Origin of the sequence: Kineosporia mesophila (genome assembly GCF_021129235.1) — a bacterium.
GTDB classification, from domain to species: Bacteria; Actinomycetota; Actinomycetes; order Actinomycetales; family Kineosporiaceae; genus Kineosporia; species Kineosporia mesophila.
On the sequence record NZ_JAJOMA010000001.1, the window covers coordinates 604,495 to 618,352 of the forward strand.

The following is a 13,858-nucleotide window of genomic DNA, read 5'->3' on the forward strand; positions in this document are numbered from 1 at the left end:
GGCGGGCCAGGCAGTGCTTGAGGACGTGTCACCGCACCGGTTCTGTCGGTCACCGGTGCGGTCCGTCCGTGGACTGGGTGGGCCCGATGTTGGCCGGATCCGGTCGGGCGCCTGTGCGGAGCCCATTAGAGTGGCCTGGTGAGCACGACCATCGAGCCCGCCGCCGCGACGTCGCCCGACGACGGCCCGGGCGCCGGCGCAGACCCTGTGCGCGACGCCGTCCGCGAGGTCGCGGGCCGCGCCCGCGAGGCCGCGCGCGACCTGGCTACCGCACCGCGTCAGCAGAAGGACGGGGCGCTGACCGCCCTGGCCGAGGCACTGGTGGCGAACACCGAGCGCATCATCGCGGCGAACACCGAAGACCTGGAGCGTGGCGAGCGCACCGGCCTGGCCCCGAACCTGGCCGACCGGCTGCGGCTCGACGGCCCGCGCATCGCCGCGATCGCCCAGGCGGTGCACGACATCGTGCGCCTGCCCGACCCGGTCGGTGAGGTGGTGCGCGGTTCCACGCTGCCGAACGGGCTCCAGCTGCGGCAGGTGCGGGTGCCGATGGGCGTCATCGGCATGGTCTACGAGGCCCGGCCCAACGTCACGATCGACGCCGCGAGCCTGGCGCTGAAGAGCGGTAACGCGGCCGTGCTGCGGGGTGGCTCGGCGGCCGAGAGCACCAACACCGTGCTGGTCGGGCTGATCCGCGGGGCGCTGGAGAGTGTCGGTCTGCCGGCCGGCGCCGTGGCCACGATCGACCCCTGGGGCCGTGAGGGTGTGCAGCACCTGATGCGCGCCCGGGGTCTGGTCGACCTGCTGGTGCCGCGCGGTGGCGCCGGGCTGATCCGCACCGTGGTGGAGAACTCCACCGTGCCGGTGATCGAGACCGGCACCGGTAACTGCCACGTCTACGTCGATGCGTCCGCCGACCAGGCGATGGCCATCGAGGTCCTGATGAACTCCAAGATGCGGCGCACCAGCGTCTGCAATGCCGCGGAGACCCTGCTCGTGCACGCCGACGTGGCCGCTGACTTCCTGCCGGCGGCCCTGAAGGCTCTCGACGCGGCCGGCGCGAAGATCCACGCCGACCCGCGAGCCCTGGAGTCGGCCGGGCAGCAGGGCATCGCAGCCGAAGCCGCCACCGAAGACGACTGGTACACCGAGTACCTGGCCGCCGAGATCGCGGTGCGGGTGGTGGAGAACCTCGACGAGGCGATCGCGCACATCCGCACCTACTCCAGCGGCCACACCGAGGCGATCCTGACCTCCGACCTGCGCTCGGCCAACCGCTTCACGGCCGAGGTCGACTCGGCCGTGGTGGCGGTGAACGCGTCCACCGCGTTCACCGACGGGGCCCAGTTCGGGCTCGGCGCCGAGGTCGGCATCTCCACCCAGAAGCTCCATGCCCGCGGCCCGATGGGTCTCGCCGAGCTGACGTCCACCAAGTGGATCGTCACCGGTGACGGCCAGACACGTCCCTAGAGGAGTATTGATCGCATGGAGGCGACCGAGGTCCGCAAGCTCACCGAGCTCGAGGAACGGCACTGGTGGTACCGCGAGCGCAGGCACCTGCTAGCCAAGGCCGTTGCCGACCTGAAGCCGGGCCGGGCACTGGACGTTGGCGCTGCGGGTGGCGGTAACACCCGCGTGCTGCAGTCTTTGGGCTGGCAGGCGTCGGCCCTGGAATACGGTCCGACCGGTGCGGAAGTGTGTGCGGCCCGGGGCATTCCGGTGCTGCGCGGCGACGCGACCGCACTACCGTTGGCCCCGGGCAGTCTCGACCTGGTGGTCGCGTTCGATGTGCTCGAGCACCTGGACGACGACAAGGCAGCCGCCAGTGGTGTTTTCGACGCCCTGAAGCCGGGTGGCAGTTTCCTGGTGGCCGTGCCGTGCGACCCGAAGCTGTGGTCGGCACACGACGACGCGGTCGGCCACGTGCGCCGTTACACCCGGCCCACGCTCACCGATCTGTTGCAGGGCGCGGGTTTCCAGCTGGAACCGATGACCAGCTGGAATGTCCTGATGCGTCCGCTGGTGAGCCTGCGCCGCCGCAGCAGCACCGGCAGCGACCTGGACGACCCGCCGGCGCTGCTCAACAACGCGCTGCGGGCGGTCATCACGCTGGAGCGCTACCTGCCGGTTAAGCAGCTGCCCGGCGTCACGCTGCTGGTGCGGGCCGAACGCCCGCTGTAGCAGCCTCTATCGGTTGGTGTCGTCTTCGGAGTCGTAGGCGATGTGGTACGTGGGCCGGCCCTGCAACTGGGTGTAGAGCCGGCCCACGTACTCGCCGAGCAGGCCCAGGCACAGCAACTGCACCGCGCCGACGGCCGCGACCGCGACGAACGTCGAGGTCCAGCCGGGCACCGTGTGATCGGTGACGAAGGCGAGCAGGGCGAAGGCCAGCAGCAGGAAGGTGACCGCCGCACCGCCCAGGCCGAACCAGGTGGCCAGGCGCAGGGGAGCGATCGAGAAGCCGGTGAGGCTGTCCACCGTCAGCCGGATCATCCGCGACAGCGGGTATTTCGTGGTGCCGGCGGCCCGCTCCTCACGCCGGTACTCGACCTGGGCGCTGGGGAAGCCGAGGGCCGGGACCACCAGCCGCAGCACCCGGTTCTGCTCGGGCAGCCGGTTCACCGCGTCCACCATGGCGCGTGACATCAGCCGGAAGTCACCGGCGTCGGCGGGCACGTGCTGGCCGACCAGCCGCCGGATCATCCGGTAGTAGACACCGGCCGTGTGCCGTTTGAAGGCCGAGTCGGTGGTGCGGTCGTTGCGCACGCCGTAGACGACGTCGGCGCTCTGCTCGCGGGCGGCGGTGAGCATGTCGGCGATGGTCTCGGGCGGGTCCTGCAGGTCGGCGTCGATGGTGGCGATCCAGGCGCCCCGGGCCCGCACCAGCCCGGCCGACAGCGCGGCCTGGTGCCCGGCGTTGGCGCGCAGGCGCACCACCCGTAGCTGCTCCCAGTCGCGGCGGGCCTTCTCCAGCAGTGCGGGGGTGGTGTCGCGGCTGCCGTCGTCGACCACCAGCACCTCGTAGGCCTGGCCGAGGTCGTCGAGGACCGGGCGCAGGCGCTCGACGAACAGGCCGATCACGGCCTCCTCGTCGAACATCGGCACGACCACGCTCAGCTCCGGTGGCTGAACGAGGTCTGCGTCGGTGCCGGCTCCCGGTTTCATCCCGGTCAGCGTAGTGGCCCGAGCAGGTGACGCGGTCGGCCGGCCGCTGTGAAGGAGCTGTCCGGACCGGAGGGGTGTGCGTGCCGCCCGTGGGGCGGCATGGCAGACTCGGCCCTGGCTCGGGGAGATCGACCCGGAGCACCCGTTCGATGAGAGGTTCCGACGATGACCGTCCCCGCCGCGTTCGTCTCAGCTGCCACTGAGGCCGCTGAGGAGCACATCGACCTGCCGCTGGACGCGTGGGTCTACCCGCTGATCGCCGGTGCCCTCTTCTTCACGCTCTTCCTGCTCACGTACTCGTTCCGGAACGTCGCGCGCAAGCACTGACCCCACATGAGTGAGCCGGCCGGTGACGTCGCCCCGCGGCGGCGCATCGGCGTGATGGGCGGCACCTTCGACCCGGTCCACCACGGTCACCTGGTCGCGGCGTCCGAGGTGGGCAGCCGGTTCGGGCTGGACGAGGTGGTCTTCGTGCCCACCGGCCAGCCCTGGCAGAAGGTCGCGGACCACCAGGTCAGCCCGGCGGAGCATCGCTATCTGATGACGGTGATCGCGACCGCCTCGAACCCGCGCTTCACGGTCAGCCGGGTCGACATCGACCGCGGCGGCGCCACCTACACCACGGACACGCTGCGCGACCTGGCCGCGCTGTACCCGGACGCCGATCTCTACTTCATCACCGGCGCCGACGCCCTGACGCAGATCCTGTCCTGGAAGAATCCGGACGAACTGTTCCAGCTGGCCTACTTCATCGGGGTCACCCGGCCCGGCCACCGGCTCGACGGCTCCGGTCTGCCCGCCGACCGCATCAGTCTGCTCGAGGTGCCCGCGCTGGCCATCTCGTCCACCGACTGCCGCGACCGCGTCGCCGCCGGACAACCCGTCTGGTACCTGGTGCCGGACGGCGTTGTGCAGTACATCGCCAAGCACCGCCTCTACCGGCCGTGAAAACAACCCTCGCGTTCATGAGAGGGTTTGGGCGTGACAGCGTCTGACCGTGCCATCGACCTCGCGACCCGCGCCGCCCTGGCGGCGTCGGAGAAGCTCGCCACCGACATCGTCGCCATCGACGTCAGTGACCACCTGGTGATCACCGACACCTTCCTGGTGGCCTCGGCGGCGAACGACCGCCAGGTGAAGGGTGTCGTCGACGGTGTCGAGGAAGCGCTCCTGAAGGTCGGTGCCAAGCCGATCCGCCGGGAGGGCGAGCGCGACGGCCGCTGGGTGCTGCTCGACTTCGGCGACGTGGTCGTGCACGTGCAGCACGAGGAGGAGCGGGAGTTCTACTCCCTCGAGCGCCTCTGGAAGGACTGCCCGGTGATCGAGCTCCCCGAAGAGGTCAAGCGCTCGAACGACGAGGCCTCGTCCGGTTCGATCTCCCAGAGCTGGGCCCTGGACGACGAGGACGACGCGCAGAAGGACGAGGCGTGACCGCTGACCGGGTGATCCTGGTCCGTCACGGCCGCACCACCTGGAACGCCACCGCGCGCTTCCAGGGTCAGACCGACATCGCCCTGGACGACGTGGGCGTGGGCCAGGCCCGGCGTACGGCCGACGCGCTGTACGACCAGCTGGTCGGCACGCAGGTGCGCATGGTCTCGTCCGACCTGTCGCGCGCCGCGCAGACTGCCCGTGCCCTGGCCACGAAGCTGCACGTCGAGGTCGACCTCGACCCCCGCCTCCGGGAGATCTCGGCCGGCGAGTGGGAGGGCCGCACCCGCGACGAGATCACCGAGGGCTGGCCGGAAGACTTCGAGGCCTGGCGGCTGGGCCGCGACGTGCGGCTGGGTGGCAACGGGGAGACCCGTAGCGAGGCCGCCGAGCGCTGCGCCTCCGCGATCATCGAGCACGAGAAGGCGATGGACGAGGGCACGCTGATCTGTGTGGGCCACGGCGGTGCTCTGCGCGGGGCCATCTTCTCCCTGCTCGGCACCCCGGACTGGCCCTGGAACGCTCTCGAGGGTCTGCGCAACGCGCACTGGGCCGAGCTCCAGAACGGTAACCGGGGCTGGCGGCTGAGCCGCTACAACGTCTCCTGAAGTGCTCGGGTGAGCGCGGTCATCTGCCGCACGATCTGATCCCGGCGACGGGAGAGATCCAGATCGGCGTCCAGCGCCGCCTCACTCACCTTTCCCAGCGACCAGCACGCCGTGACCAGTGTGACGGCCGTGAGCAGCAGGTGCTCGGCGCTCTCCGGTCCAGGCCGGGCCCGGCCGTCTGGAAGCACTCCACCGGCCCCGCGCAGATCGGCCGGCGCCGCTCCAGCGCCACCGCCTGGTCCAGTTCGAGGCTCTCCCAGGCCAGCAGGCGCGGTAGTTCCGGCCGCGCCCGGTACCGGTCGAAGAGCGCGGCCGTGAATTCGCCGACCACCTCGGCACCCACTCGGGTGATGTCGATGCCCTCGAGCAGCCCCGTCAGCTCGTACGTCAGCACGGCGGCTTGCCCGCCGAAGTACTTGTACACGCGCTCCTTGTTGACGCCGGCGTCCCGCCCGATCGCGTCCATCCGCGCCCCCGCGAACCCGTGGGCCGCGAACTGCCGCACCCCCGCGTCCAAAAGCTTCTGCCGGGTCGCCTCCGTGTCCCACGCCATAGTCACCAGCGTAAATCCCAACAATTAGTTGCAGTTTTTCCGGGGGGAGACCTACGCCCCGATTTCCAACTGAACGTTTGGAAAATGCGATGAAGGCCTTGGCTCTGGGCGCACGAGGTGCCGCGTAGGACGCGTGGTGGCAGCTTCGCCGGCGCAGCGGGGGCACGAGGTGACGGCGGCCGGGCGATCGCGATGGCCTGAACCCCACCCCCTCCTCCGTGATCATGCAAAACCTCCCCGGCGTTCTAGAACTTTGGAGCGGTCGACGTGGTCGCGGACGGGGGGCGAAGGTCTCGATTTGTAGTTGCCCCCCACTCTTGCGATAAAGTTTGGCGACGCCGAACGAGGGGCCGCTTCACGCGGAACCTCCTCGCGTGGCGGGGCTGTAGCGCAGCTGGTAGCGCACCTCCATGGCATGGAGGGGGTCAGGGGTTCGAATCCCCTCAGCTCCACTTGAGGGACACCTTAGGTGCCTTATTCCAACCCGGTAATTGGGTTCCGTCTCGCGGTGTTTGATTCCGTCAGACGTCGAACGGATTCAGAATCCGGTCCCGTTTCATGGTTCCGCCCGTGCGGTCCTGTCTGGGTTACTGCGAGAAATCCGCTCGTCTGTTGGCCTGACAAACTTGGTTTTTGGTTGTCTGCGGAGCCGGGATGAGCTGACTCCTCGACGTGAGCTGGAGGGCCTGCACAGTAGCGATGTGCTCGGGTGTGGCCTCGATCGTCGTCGTACCCAGGGCATGCCTGGCGGTGATCGGAAACGAGAACGCGGTAGACGTCTCGGAGCCGGAGGAGCTCTCGGCGTCGGAGTCAGAACCGCCACCACAGGCGGTCAGCGGTAGCGCGGCCGTGGCTGCGATCGCCCGGGGTAGGCGACGACGTGAGATACGGGGTGCTTCCTTTCACCCGCCCTCCACGAGGACGCCCTCCACGGGGAAGGGGCGCGCTGCGAGGGGATACAAGGGCATGCGGCGCAGCCTGGAGTCTGCGCCGCACCCCCTTGGTTGCCTAACCTGAGCTCCGTTGACGGTCTGCGGCCGGCATCCGCGAACTGGTCACTTCATCCTGTCAGGTGAAGACTGGTGTGATGGGTGCAGATCGTGAGGACCAGTTGTTCGAGATCGGCGATCTCGCCTTTGCGTTCACGCAGCAGCTCCAGCCGTTCCTCGACGAGGTTTTCGCAGCCTGCACGCCCCTGGAGACCACGGTGCTGCGGGTGCTGTTTCGCGAACCTGGCATGTCGGCTCGCGCCGCCGCCGCGGCGGCCAAACTGCCACCGAGCAACTTCAGCCGCGCCTTGCGTGGGTTGGAGGCCAAGGGCTTCGTCGTGCGGGAACCCGACGCGCACGATGGCCGGGCCGTCCGTTTGTTCCCCTCCGAGCAGGCCCGGGGCTACCGCGACCGCTTCCGGGACGCCTCGGTCGTCGCCTTCGACAACCAGATCCCCGACACCGCCGAGCTCGCCGTCGTCATCGAGACTCTTCGCGCGCTCGAGCAGTGCCTCGCTGCCTGGAACGCCGACCGCCCCGGCGGAAGGTCTGCGTAGGGCTTGCTACCATTCCTCATTAGTTATCAAACGATAGCAATATGAGGAGCTGTGATGCGGGCAATCGTGGTGCGGACGTTCGGCGGTGCCGAGGTGCTCCGACTGGAGGACCAGGCCGATCTCACCCCGGGCCCTGGTGAGGTCGTGGTCGACGTCGCGTTCGCCGACGTCGGGACCCTCGACCGGCTGATCCGCGCCGGGCGGTTCGGCGAGATCTTCGGTTTCGAACCGCCCTACGTGCCGGGCAGCGGCGTGGGCGGAACCGTCCGTGCGGTCGGAGTCGGCGTCGACGAGAACTGGATCGGGCAGTCGGTCATCGGCGGCACCGGAACCGACGGACCCACCGGCGGATACGCCGAACAAGCAGTGCTGACGGCGGACGCCCTCATCGCCGTACCCGCCGGCATCGGTGTTGACGTTGCGACGTCGCTACTCAACGACGGAACGACGAGCCAGTTGCTGCTCGAGGTCGCCGCCCCCACTCTTGACGACCGCGTCCTCGTTCTCGCGGCCGCCGGTGCGGCGGGGACGCTGCTGGTGCAGTTGCTCCAGGCCAGGGGCGTTCCGGTGGTCGCGGCCGCCGGAGGTGCGCAGAAGACGGCCGCACTGCGTGACCTCGGCATCACCCACGTCGTCGACTACTCCAGCCAGGACTGGACCGCGCAGATCGCGTCCATCTTTCAGGACGGCCCCACGATCGTCCTCGACGGCGCTGGAGCCGCTCTCGGAGGCGAGGCCTTCACGCTGCTGGCCGACCGGGGCCGGATCGTCAGTTACGGCACCAGCGCAGGAATATTCGCCCAGTTCGACACCGGCGACGCGCACCGCCGCGGCATCAGCATCACCAACCTCATGGACCTGCCCACCGTCACCCCGCCAGACCGGATCCGCCTGCTGGTAAAGGCTTTGGACGCCGCCGCATCCGGGGAAGCCGCCCCTCTGCTCACCCACGTGCCCCTCGCCGACGCGGCGAAGGCGCACATGGCACTGGAGCAGCGCACCGCGATTGGGAAGACTGTTCTGGCTGTCGTCGGGTGACGTGAGGGGAACGATGCACGCGTCGGGCATCACGATGCCTTCACCGATGCGGTCAGCGAGCTGGTTTTGCTGATCGCTCGGCGGGGCCGGTCCCTCGCGTCGTTCACGATCGGTTTCACCCTCGGGCGTGGATCGGCTAACCCGGCAACCGGGCCAGGGCCGCAGATCATCGGTCTTGGCCGTGGCTGTCGCGCATCCTCACACCCAGGTTCCGGAACCTGGACCAGACGGGTTTGGGGTCCGTGCCGAGCCGATCGCCGATGAGGGTCAGGAGCCAGCCGTCCTCGGAGAGGCGTGCCGCCTCAACCGCGTCGAAGTCGTCGAGATCCTTGCGGCGCATCGTGACTCCGCTGCCGTGGAGATGTGCGGAGACGGTTCGTCGGTGGATGCCGGATTCCTGAGCCTGGACCAGACGGTCCTGGGATCGACGCCGAGCCGATCACCGAGTTCATTGGCCCAGGTACGGGTCGTTCAGCAACGGCAGGGCCTTCTGCCCGGTGAAGCCGTGGTCGCTCGGCGTCGGATCGGCGGCGGCCACTCATCCCGCCGGGGTGCCGCGCAGTAAGGTCCGGCTGGCGGACACGGCCAGATCGGCGATCTCGTCGATGGTTTCCTGATTGCGGAAGAACCCGTCCGCATACAGCCGGACGTACCCGTGGGCGGCTACCAGGTGCTGCCCGACCAGCGTCAGGCACGTTCCGTGATCCTGCCCGGTGGCCTGCTCGGCCAGTTCCCGGAGCAGATCCATCAGTCGCCGACCAGCGTCGATCAGCGCAGCGTTCTGCAACCGCCCCAGATCGCCCGCGAAGATGACATCGAAACCAGCGCCCCGGGTACCCACGAACCGCACGTAGGCACCGGCTGTGACCACGAAGCGCTCGGCCGGGTCGCTGCCCGCGCCCGCCACGGCCCGGCCGAACTGCTCGGCCAGCTCGATGGCGGCCTGCGTCGCCACCGCGACCATCAGGTGGTCGCGATCGGGGAAATGCCGGTAGGGCGCCGCCGTGCTGACCCCGAGCCTGCGCGCCACCTGAGCGACCGAAAAGCCGGCCAGGCCGGATTCCGCGAGCAGACCGAAACTCGCCTCGATCAGCGCCGGACGCAGCTCGCCGTGGTGGTAACGACCATGCTGGTTCTGAGCTTTTCCGGGCACCGGCCGCTCCGCTCACTGTTCTCGCTGGATTGACGTGATAGCCCTCTTACTCTAGCTTGTAATAGCCCACTTACATAGTAGTGCAGCTGCATCCTGGAATGAGGAGTATCGTGTCAAGGCAACAGGTTTCCCACGACCGGCGCCGGTGGCTGGCGCTGATCACGGTCTGTCTGGCGCAGCTGATGATCGCCCTGGACACCACCATCGTGAATGTGGCTCTCCCGCAGATCCAGCGCGACCTGGACCTCAGCCAGAGCAGCCTGACCTGGGTCGTCAACGCCTTCCTGGTCACCTTCGGCTGTTTCCTTCTGCCGGCCGGTCGGCTCGGCGATCTCGCCGGGCGCAAGCGGGTTTTCCTCGCCGGCCTGGCCGTGTTCACCGTCGCCTCGCTGCTGTGCGGGCTGGCGCAGACGCCGGCGCTGCTGATCGGCGCCCGGTTCCTCCAGGGGATCGGCGCGGCCGTGCAGTCCTCGGTGATCCTGGCCATCATCGTCATCGAGTTCCCCGTGCCGCAGGAGCGCGCCCGGGCGATGAGTGCCTGGGTGTTCACCGCGGTGGCCGGCGCGTCACTCGGTCTGCTCGCCGGCGGTGTGCTTACCCAACTGCTCAGCTGGCACTGGGCCTTCTTCGTGAACATCCCGGTCGGCCTCGCCGCCGGTCTGGCCGGCTGGGTGCTCATCCCCGACGATCGTGGCATCGGCTTCTCGGAGGGCATCGACTGGCTCGGCTCCCTGCTCATCACGGTGGCACTGGCCGCCGCGGTGTACGGGATCGTCGAACCGGCCACCTACGGCTGGGGCTCACCGCACACCCTCGTACCTCTCGCCCTTGCGCTGGTGCTGCTGGCTGCCTTCGTGGCGGTCGAGAACCGCCACCCCAATCCGATTTTCCCGCTGCGCATCCTCAAGCTGCACGGCCTGATCCTCTCCAGTGCGATCCGCGGCCTGATGGTCTCCGGTGTGCTCGGAATGTTCTTCCTCGGCAGTCTTTATCAGGAGCAGGTTCTCGGGTACGGCGCCCTGGAGACCGGCCTGGCGTTCCTGCCCTACGCGGTGTCCGTGGCGATCCTGTCGCTGGGACTCACCCGCCGGCTGGTGACCCGCTTCGGGTCGGTCCCGGTCATCGCCGTGGGCGTGGCCGTCGCCGCGGCCGGGATGCTCATGCTCCTGCTGGGCGGAACCCACGCCGGGTACTTCCCCTTTCTGTTCCTGGCGTTCCTCGGCATGGGCCTGGGCATGGGCACCGCCTTCAGCCCGCTGACGATGATCGCGATGGCCGAGGTTCCCCATCGGGACGCGGGGCTGGCGTCGGGCATCGTCAACGTCTCCCAGCAGGTCGCGGGCGCGCTCGGACTGGCGCTGCTGACGACGATCGCCACCAGCCGTTCAGCCGGCCTGTCCCGGGCCGGGCAGGGTGTCGACGCCTCCTTGGTCGGCGGCTACCACCGTGCCTACGAGTTCGGAGCCGGTGCGCTCGTGCTGGCGCTGATCCTCGTGGTCACTGTTCTGCGCAAGCACGTGCCGAACTTGCCGTCGGCACCGGAATCACCACCACTGGATGAGGCGAAGACCACCGATGAAATCTCAGGCTGAATACCCCATGCCTCCAGCGATGAGAACGAACAACGGCATCGACATTCCGCAGGCAGGCTTCGGCGTCTACCAGATTCCGGCCTCGCGAACGACCGAGATGGTGCGCGTGGCCCTCGACGCTGGTTACCGGCACATCGATACCGCGCAGGTGTACGGCAACGAGGCCGAGGTGGGCACCGCGATCGCAGAATCCGGCCTGCCGCGCGAGGACGTCTTCATCACGACCAAGCTGAATCCACAGCGCCACGGATACGTCTCGACCGGCCGGGAACTCGAGGAAAGCTTGAGGAAACTCCGGACCTCGTACGTCGACCTCTACCTCCTGCACTGGCCCTCACCGGGTAAGGACCAGTACCTGGAGAGCTGGCGAGCATGTGAAAACCTGCTGGCCGAGGGCAAAGTCCGTTCGATCGGCGTATCGAACCTCACCGTCCCCGATCTGGTCTGGCTGGCCGGACAGTCGCAGACCGCACCGGCGGTCAACCAGGTGGAACTTCATCCGAGCTTCCAGCAAGGTGAACTGCGTCAGTATCACCGCTCGCGGGGGATCATCACCCAGGCTTGGGGTCCGCTGGCCTGGGGAGAAGCGCTGAAAGATCCCACACTCCAGGCGCTCGCGAAGAAGTATGGAAAGACTCCGGCGCAGCTGATCCTGCGCTGGCAGGTCCAGCTCGGCAACATTCCCATCGGCAAATCGGCCACGCCCTCGCGGATCCGGGAGAACGCCGCCATCTTCGACTTCCGGATCAATGCTGATGACATGGAAAGGATCGCTACGCTGGACAACGATCCTCACGGCGCCCCCGTCCGGACGATGTCGGCAGGCCTTCCGCGCTGGTAGCCGTAACTCAGCCCGTACGAACGGATCGGCTTCGCTGGGCGGCTGGCCGGGCAAGAACGCGACGCCGGTGCCCGATCGGGCAGACGACTGGTGTAGCTACCTTCTGATGGTTTGATGGGGACTTCCGAAGGTCGACTCCTTCTTCGGTCCCGCGTGCTCCTTCGCCTAAACCGCGTCCCGGTGGATCCTCGAGGTCGAGAGCAAGCGCGACATCGACCTGAGTTTCCGGGTTATGAGCCTGTCGGTGCTCAACGAACACCGCGAGATCGAAGACTGGTAACGCATCTTCTGTGACCGCGCCTGGGGTCCGGCGCGTTTCTGTATCGCGTCGGCCCAGACCCACGGTGACGAGGTACTGCGTGACCTGTGCACGGCGCTGGGCACCCGCATCCACACGGCGGAACAAGGACTACGCCGAGGTGATCGCCCAGGCGCTGGCTGAGGTCGGCCGCCGCGGCCGGCAGCACCGACCACGACGAGGAAACTGCGGCGCAGCCATCGCAAGGCCCTCGACCTGGTCGGTGAAGACCTCGGCGCACTGTCCATCCACATCGACGGCGTCGGGTTCTTCGGGCCGGTGCTCAACGCGATCCCGCGGGGCGAGGAAGCCGTCGAGGTCTTCGACGCGGCGCCGGCGCTGGCCCGCAACCCGCACTTCTTCGAGATCAAGCGGGCCCGGTCCGATGGTCTGAGCCACGACTGAGCTGATGGTTGCCAGTCCGGAGGACGCTCGCCGTAGCGTGACGGCCGAGTGCGGCGGAGCCCCACCACCGCCGAATCGACCGGGGACCGTGCTCGGCCCCTTTCTGCCTACGGCCATACCTCCCGCGTGACGCCACCGCGGCGAGATGAACGCTCCGAGACAGGCCGTGAGGGGCCTTCCCGGCCCGGGCAAAGTGTGATGACTGGCCATCACTAATCGAAATGTTTCCTGCACTGAGGGCTATTTTGCCCGGATCAACCGTCCGACTTTGCCCAATCTTTACCTCGAAGAAATCTTGACCTTTTCTATCAAGTTACTCAAACTCGAGCCGAAGCCGTTTGATCTTCGCGGGCCGACCCGGCCGTCCACGTCCGCCTGATCTCACTTGATCCTGCTTGATTCGGCCTATCGAGAAGAGACCACGGATGGCACTGGACGAAGAGACCGCCGCAGCGTTGAACCGGCTCAGCGAGATCCGGGACGCGGCGACGCAGACCCATGATGCTCTCACCGAGACCACGCACACCCAGGAGTCCCGGCGCCGGATCCTGAGCGCGACGGTCGGGCTGGCCGGCGACCTGCAGAACCTGACCTTCAACGGGGTGGGCTACCGCGCGCTGGCGCCGTCGGAATTCGCGAGTCTCATCGTCGAGACGGTGAACGAGGCCCAGGACGGCGCGCGGCAGAAGGCATCCAAGGTGGTCGAGGAGGTCTTTCCCGAGGCCGTCGGTGATTTCGACGTCTTCAATGCGGCGTCCAACCTCGAGGAGCTGGTGGCCGGGTTCTGCCGGATCGCCGAGTACGAGTTCTCCGACGAGGAGATCGCGACGCTGCGGAAGAGCTGGAAGGGCGAAAAATGACGTACGACGTGGGGTACGACGACAGCACCGCCTGGGACAGCGGTCAGATCCGCGACCGGATGCCGATCATCGCGACCCTGCAGGACGAGGTGCTCGGGGTCTCGGACCTGGTGAAGACCCGGGGCCGCATCTATCGCGGGGAGATGATCAGCGGGGACATCACCCGGGAGCTGGACCGGAGCTTCGGCGAGCAGAACGAGATGATGCTGAAATTTGGTCAGCTACTGGGCCTCTCGGTTGGGTTGCAGGGCGACCGGCTCGGGGTGGTGGACGCCGTACAGGCTAGTGCCGAGGACTCCAACACCCAGACCGCCGGCAGCTGGAACACCTCCGGCGGCCGGTACTGAGGGGCTGAGGAAGGAAGGGCG

Annotated in this window: 16 protein-coding genes, 1 tRNA gene and 1 pseudogene; 14 read left to right on the top strand and 4 right to left on the bottom strand. The window is 68.1% G+C overall.

Annotated features, from left to right (window positions below):
* Positions 1–138 precede the first annotated feature (138 nt).
* On the top strand, positions 139–1,470 hold the full coding sequence (locus LR393_RS02290; RefSeq protein WP_231481226.1) for a glutamate-5-semialdehyde dehydrogenase: 1,332 nt from the start codon (positions 139–141) through the stop codon (positions 1,468–1,470).
* Between the two features lie 15 nt (positions 1,471–1,485).
* Positions 1,486–2,181 (top strand): class I SAM-dependent methyltransferase, encoded by a 696-nt coding sequence (locus LR393_RS02295; RefSeq protein WP_231481228.1) that lies wholly within the window; start codon positions 1,486–1,488, stop codon positions 2,179–2,181.
* Positions 2,182–2,187: 6 nt separating this feature from the next.
* Here the strand turns inward: LR393_RS02295 and LR393_RS02300 are convergent, their stop codons facing one another.
* Positions 2,188–3,165: a glycosyltransferase family 2 protein gene (locus LR393_RS02300; protein ID WP_231481230.1), complete on the bottom strand. Its 978-nt coding sequence runs from the start codon at positions 3,163–3,165 to the stop codon at positions 2,188–2,190.
* Positions 3,166–3,330: 165 nt separating this feature from the next.
* On the opposite strand from LR393_RS02300, the gene LR393_RS02305 reads away from it, so the two are divergent.
* Genes LR393_RS02305 through LR393_RS02320 form a run of 4 tightly spaced genes read left to right on the top strand, consistent with a single transcriptional unit; the run spans position 3,331 to position 5,204 of the window.
* On the top strand, positions 3,331–3,492 hold the full coding sequence (locus LR393_RS02305; protein ID WP_231481232.1) for a hypothetical protein: 162 nt from the start codon (positions 3,331–3,333) through the stop codon (positions 3,490–3,492).
* Positions 3,493–3,498: 6 nt separating this feature from the next.
* Entirely contained in the window at positions 3,499–4,113 is a 615-nt protein-coding gene (gene nadD / locus LR393_RS02310; RefSeq protein WP_231481234.1) for a nicotinate-nucleotide adenylyltransferase, read from the top strand.
* 33 nt (positions 4,114–4,146) lie between these two features.
* Positions 4,147–4,596 (top strand): ribosome silencing factor, encoded by a 450-nt coding sequence (gene rsfS / locus LR393_RS02315; protein ID WP_231481242.1) that lies wholly within the window; start codon positions 4,147–4,149, stop codon positions 4,594–4,596.
* The gene (locus tag LR393_RS02320; protein WP_231481245.1) at positions 4,593–5,204 is read left to right on the top strand and encodes a histidine phosphatase family protein; all 612 of its coding nucleotides are present in this window, start codon (positions 4,593–4,595) and stop codon (positions 5,202–5,204) included. Before rsfS ends, LR393_RS02320 begins: the two co-directional genes overlap by 4 nt.
* Before the next feature lie 85 nt (positions 5,205–5,289).
* Here LR393_RS02320 and LR393_RS02325 read toward each other — a convergent pair whose 3' ends face one another.
* Positions 5,290–5,757, bottom strand: coding sequence for a TetR/AcrR family transcriptional regulator (locus tag LR393_RS02325; protein WP_231481247.1), 468 nt, complete (start codon positions 5,755–5,757; stop codon positions 5,290–5,292).
* Between the two features lie 379 nt (positions 5,758–6,136).
* On the opposite strand from LR393_RS02325, the gene LR393_RS02330 reads away from it, so the two are divergent.
* From LR393_RS02330 to LR393_RS02340, 3 genes are all read left to right on the top strand, one after another.
* Positions 6,137–6,209, top strand: a tRNA-Ala gene (locus LR393_RS02330).
* A 635-nt stretch (positions 6,210–6,844) separates the two neighbouring features.
* On the top strand, positions 6,845–7,303 hold the full coding sequence (locus LR393_RS02335; RefSeq protein ID WP_231481249.1) for a MarR family winged helix-turn-helix transcriptional regulator: 459 nt from the start codon (positions 6,845–6,847) through the stop codon (positions 7,301–7,303).
* A gap of 54 nt (positions 7,304–7,357) precedes the next feature.
* Positions 7,358–8,341 carry a zinc-binding dehydrogenase gene (locus LR393_RS02340; RefSeq protein ID WP_231481251.1) on the top strand — a complete coding sequence of 328 codons (984 nt, stop codon included), beginning with the start codon at positions 7,358–7,360 and terminating at the stop codon, positions 8,339–8,341.
* 166 nt (positions 8,342–8,507) lie between these two features.
* On the opposite strand, the gene LR393_RS02345 is transcribed toward LR393_RS02340, so the two are convergent.
* Together LR393_RS02345 and LR393_RS02350 are read right to left on the bottom strand one after the other, a co-directional pair.
* Complete coding sequence (locus tag LR393_RS02345) at positions 8,508–8,681, bottom strand: hypothetical protein (protein ID WP_231481253.1); 174 nt, start codon at positions 8,679–8,681, stop codon at positions 8,508–8,510.
* Positions 8,682–8,879: 198 nt separating this feature from the next.
* Complete coding sequence (locus LR393_RS02350; RefSeq protein WP_231481255.1) at positions 8,880–9,494, bottom strand: TetR/AcrR family transcriptional regulator; 615 nt, start codon at positions 9,492–9,494, stop codon at positions 8,880–8,882.
* A gap of 110 nt (positions 9,495–9,604) precedes the next feature.
* Here LR393_RS02350 and LR393_RS02355 point away from each other — a divergent pair, with 110 nt between their 5' ends.
* From LR393_RS02355 to LR393_RS02370, 5 genes and pseudogenes are all read left to right on the top strand, one after another.
* Positions 9,605–11,086, top strand: a complete 1,482-nt coding sequence (locus LR393_RS02355; protein ID WP_231481257.1) for an MFS transporter — start codon at positions 9,605–9,607, stop codon at positions 11,084–11,086.
* A 19-nt stretch (positions 11,087–11,105) separates the two neighbouring features.
* Complete coding sequence (locus LR393_RS02360; RefSeq protein WP_231481259.1) at positions 11,106–11,927, top strand: aldo/keto reductase; 822 nt, start codon at positions 11,106–11,108, stop codon at positions 11,925–11,927.
* Positions 11,928–12,111: 184 nt separating this feature from the next.
* Positions 12,112–12,630 (top strand): annotated as a pseudogene (locus LR393_RS36875) (mycothiol-dependent nitroreductase Rv2466c family protein).
* A 425-nt stretch (positions 12,631–13,055) separates the two neighbouring features.
* The gene (locus LR393_RS02365) at positions 13,056–13,490 is read left to right on the top strand and encodes a hypothetical protein (protein ID WP_231481261.1); all 435 of its coding nucleotides are present in this window, start codon (positions 13,056–13,058) and stop codon (positions 13,488–13,490) included.
* Complete coding sequence (locus tag LR393_RS02370) at positions 13,487–13,837, top strand: hypothetical protein (protein ID WP_231481263.1); 351 nt, start codon at positions 13,487–13,489, stop codon at positions 13,835–13,837. The genes LR393_RS02365 and LR393_RS02370 overlap by 4 nt, the downstream gene beginning before the upstream one ends.
* The last annotated feature ends 21 nt before the right edge of the window (positions 13,838–13,858 follow it).

Coding starts and splice junctions, on each gene's coding strand:
- LR393_RS02295 (WP_231481228.1), top strand. CDS start 1,486: ATGGAGGCGACCGAGGTCCGCAAGCTCACCGAGCTCGAGGAACGGCAC.
- LR393_RS02300 (WP_231481230.1), bottom strand. CDS start 3,165: ATGAAACCGGGAGCCGGCACCGACGCAGACCTCGTTCAGCCACCGGAG.
- LR393_RS02305 (WP_231481232.1), top strand. CDS start 3,331: ATGACCGTCCCCGCCGCGTTCGTCTCAGCTGCCACTGAGGCCGCTGAG.
- nadD (WP_231481234.1), top strand. CDS start 3,499: ATGAGTGAGCCGGCCGGTGACGTCGCCCCGCGGCGGCGCATCGGCGTG.
- LR393_RS02325 (WP_231481247.1), bottom strand. CDS start 5,757: ATGGCGTGGGACACGGAGGCGACCCGGCAGAAGCTTTTGGACGCGGGG.
- LR393_RS02335 (WP_231481249.1), top strand. CDS start 6,845: ATGGGTGCAGATCGTGAGGACCAGTTGTTCGAGATCGGCGATCTCGCC.
- LR393_RS02340 (WP_231481251.1), top strand. CDS start 7,358: ATGCGGGCAATCGTGGTGCGGACGTTCGGCGGTGCCGAGGTGCTCCGA.
- LR393_RS02345 (WP_231481253.1), bottom strand. CDS start 8,681: ATGCGCCGCAAGGATCTCGACGACTTCGACGCGGTTGAGGCGGCACGC.
- LR393_RS02360 (WP_231481259.1), top strand. CDS start 11,106: ATGAGAACGAACAACGGCATCGACATTCCGCAGGCAGGCTTCGGCGTC.
- LR393_RS02365 (WP_231481261.1), top strand. CDS start 13,056: ATGGCACTGGACGAAGAGACCGCCGCAGCGTTGAACCGGCTCAGCGAG.
- LR393_RS02370 (WP_231481263.1), top strand. CDS start 13,487: ATGACGTACGACGTGGGGTACGACGACAGCACCGCCTGGGACAGCGGT.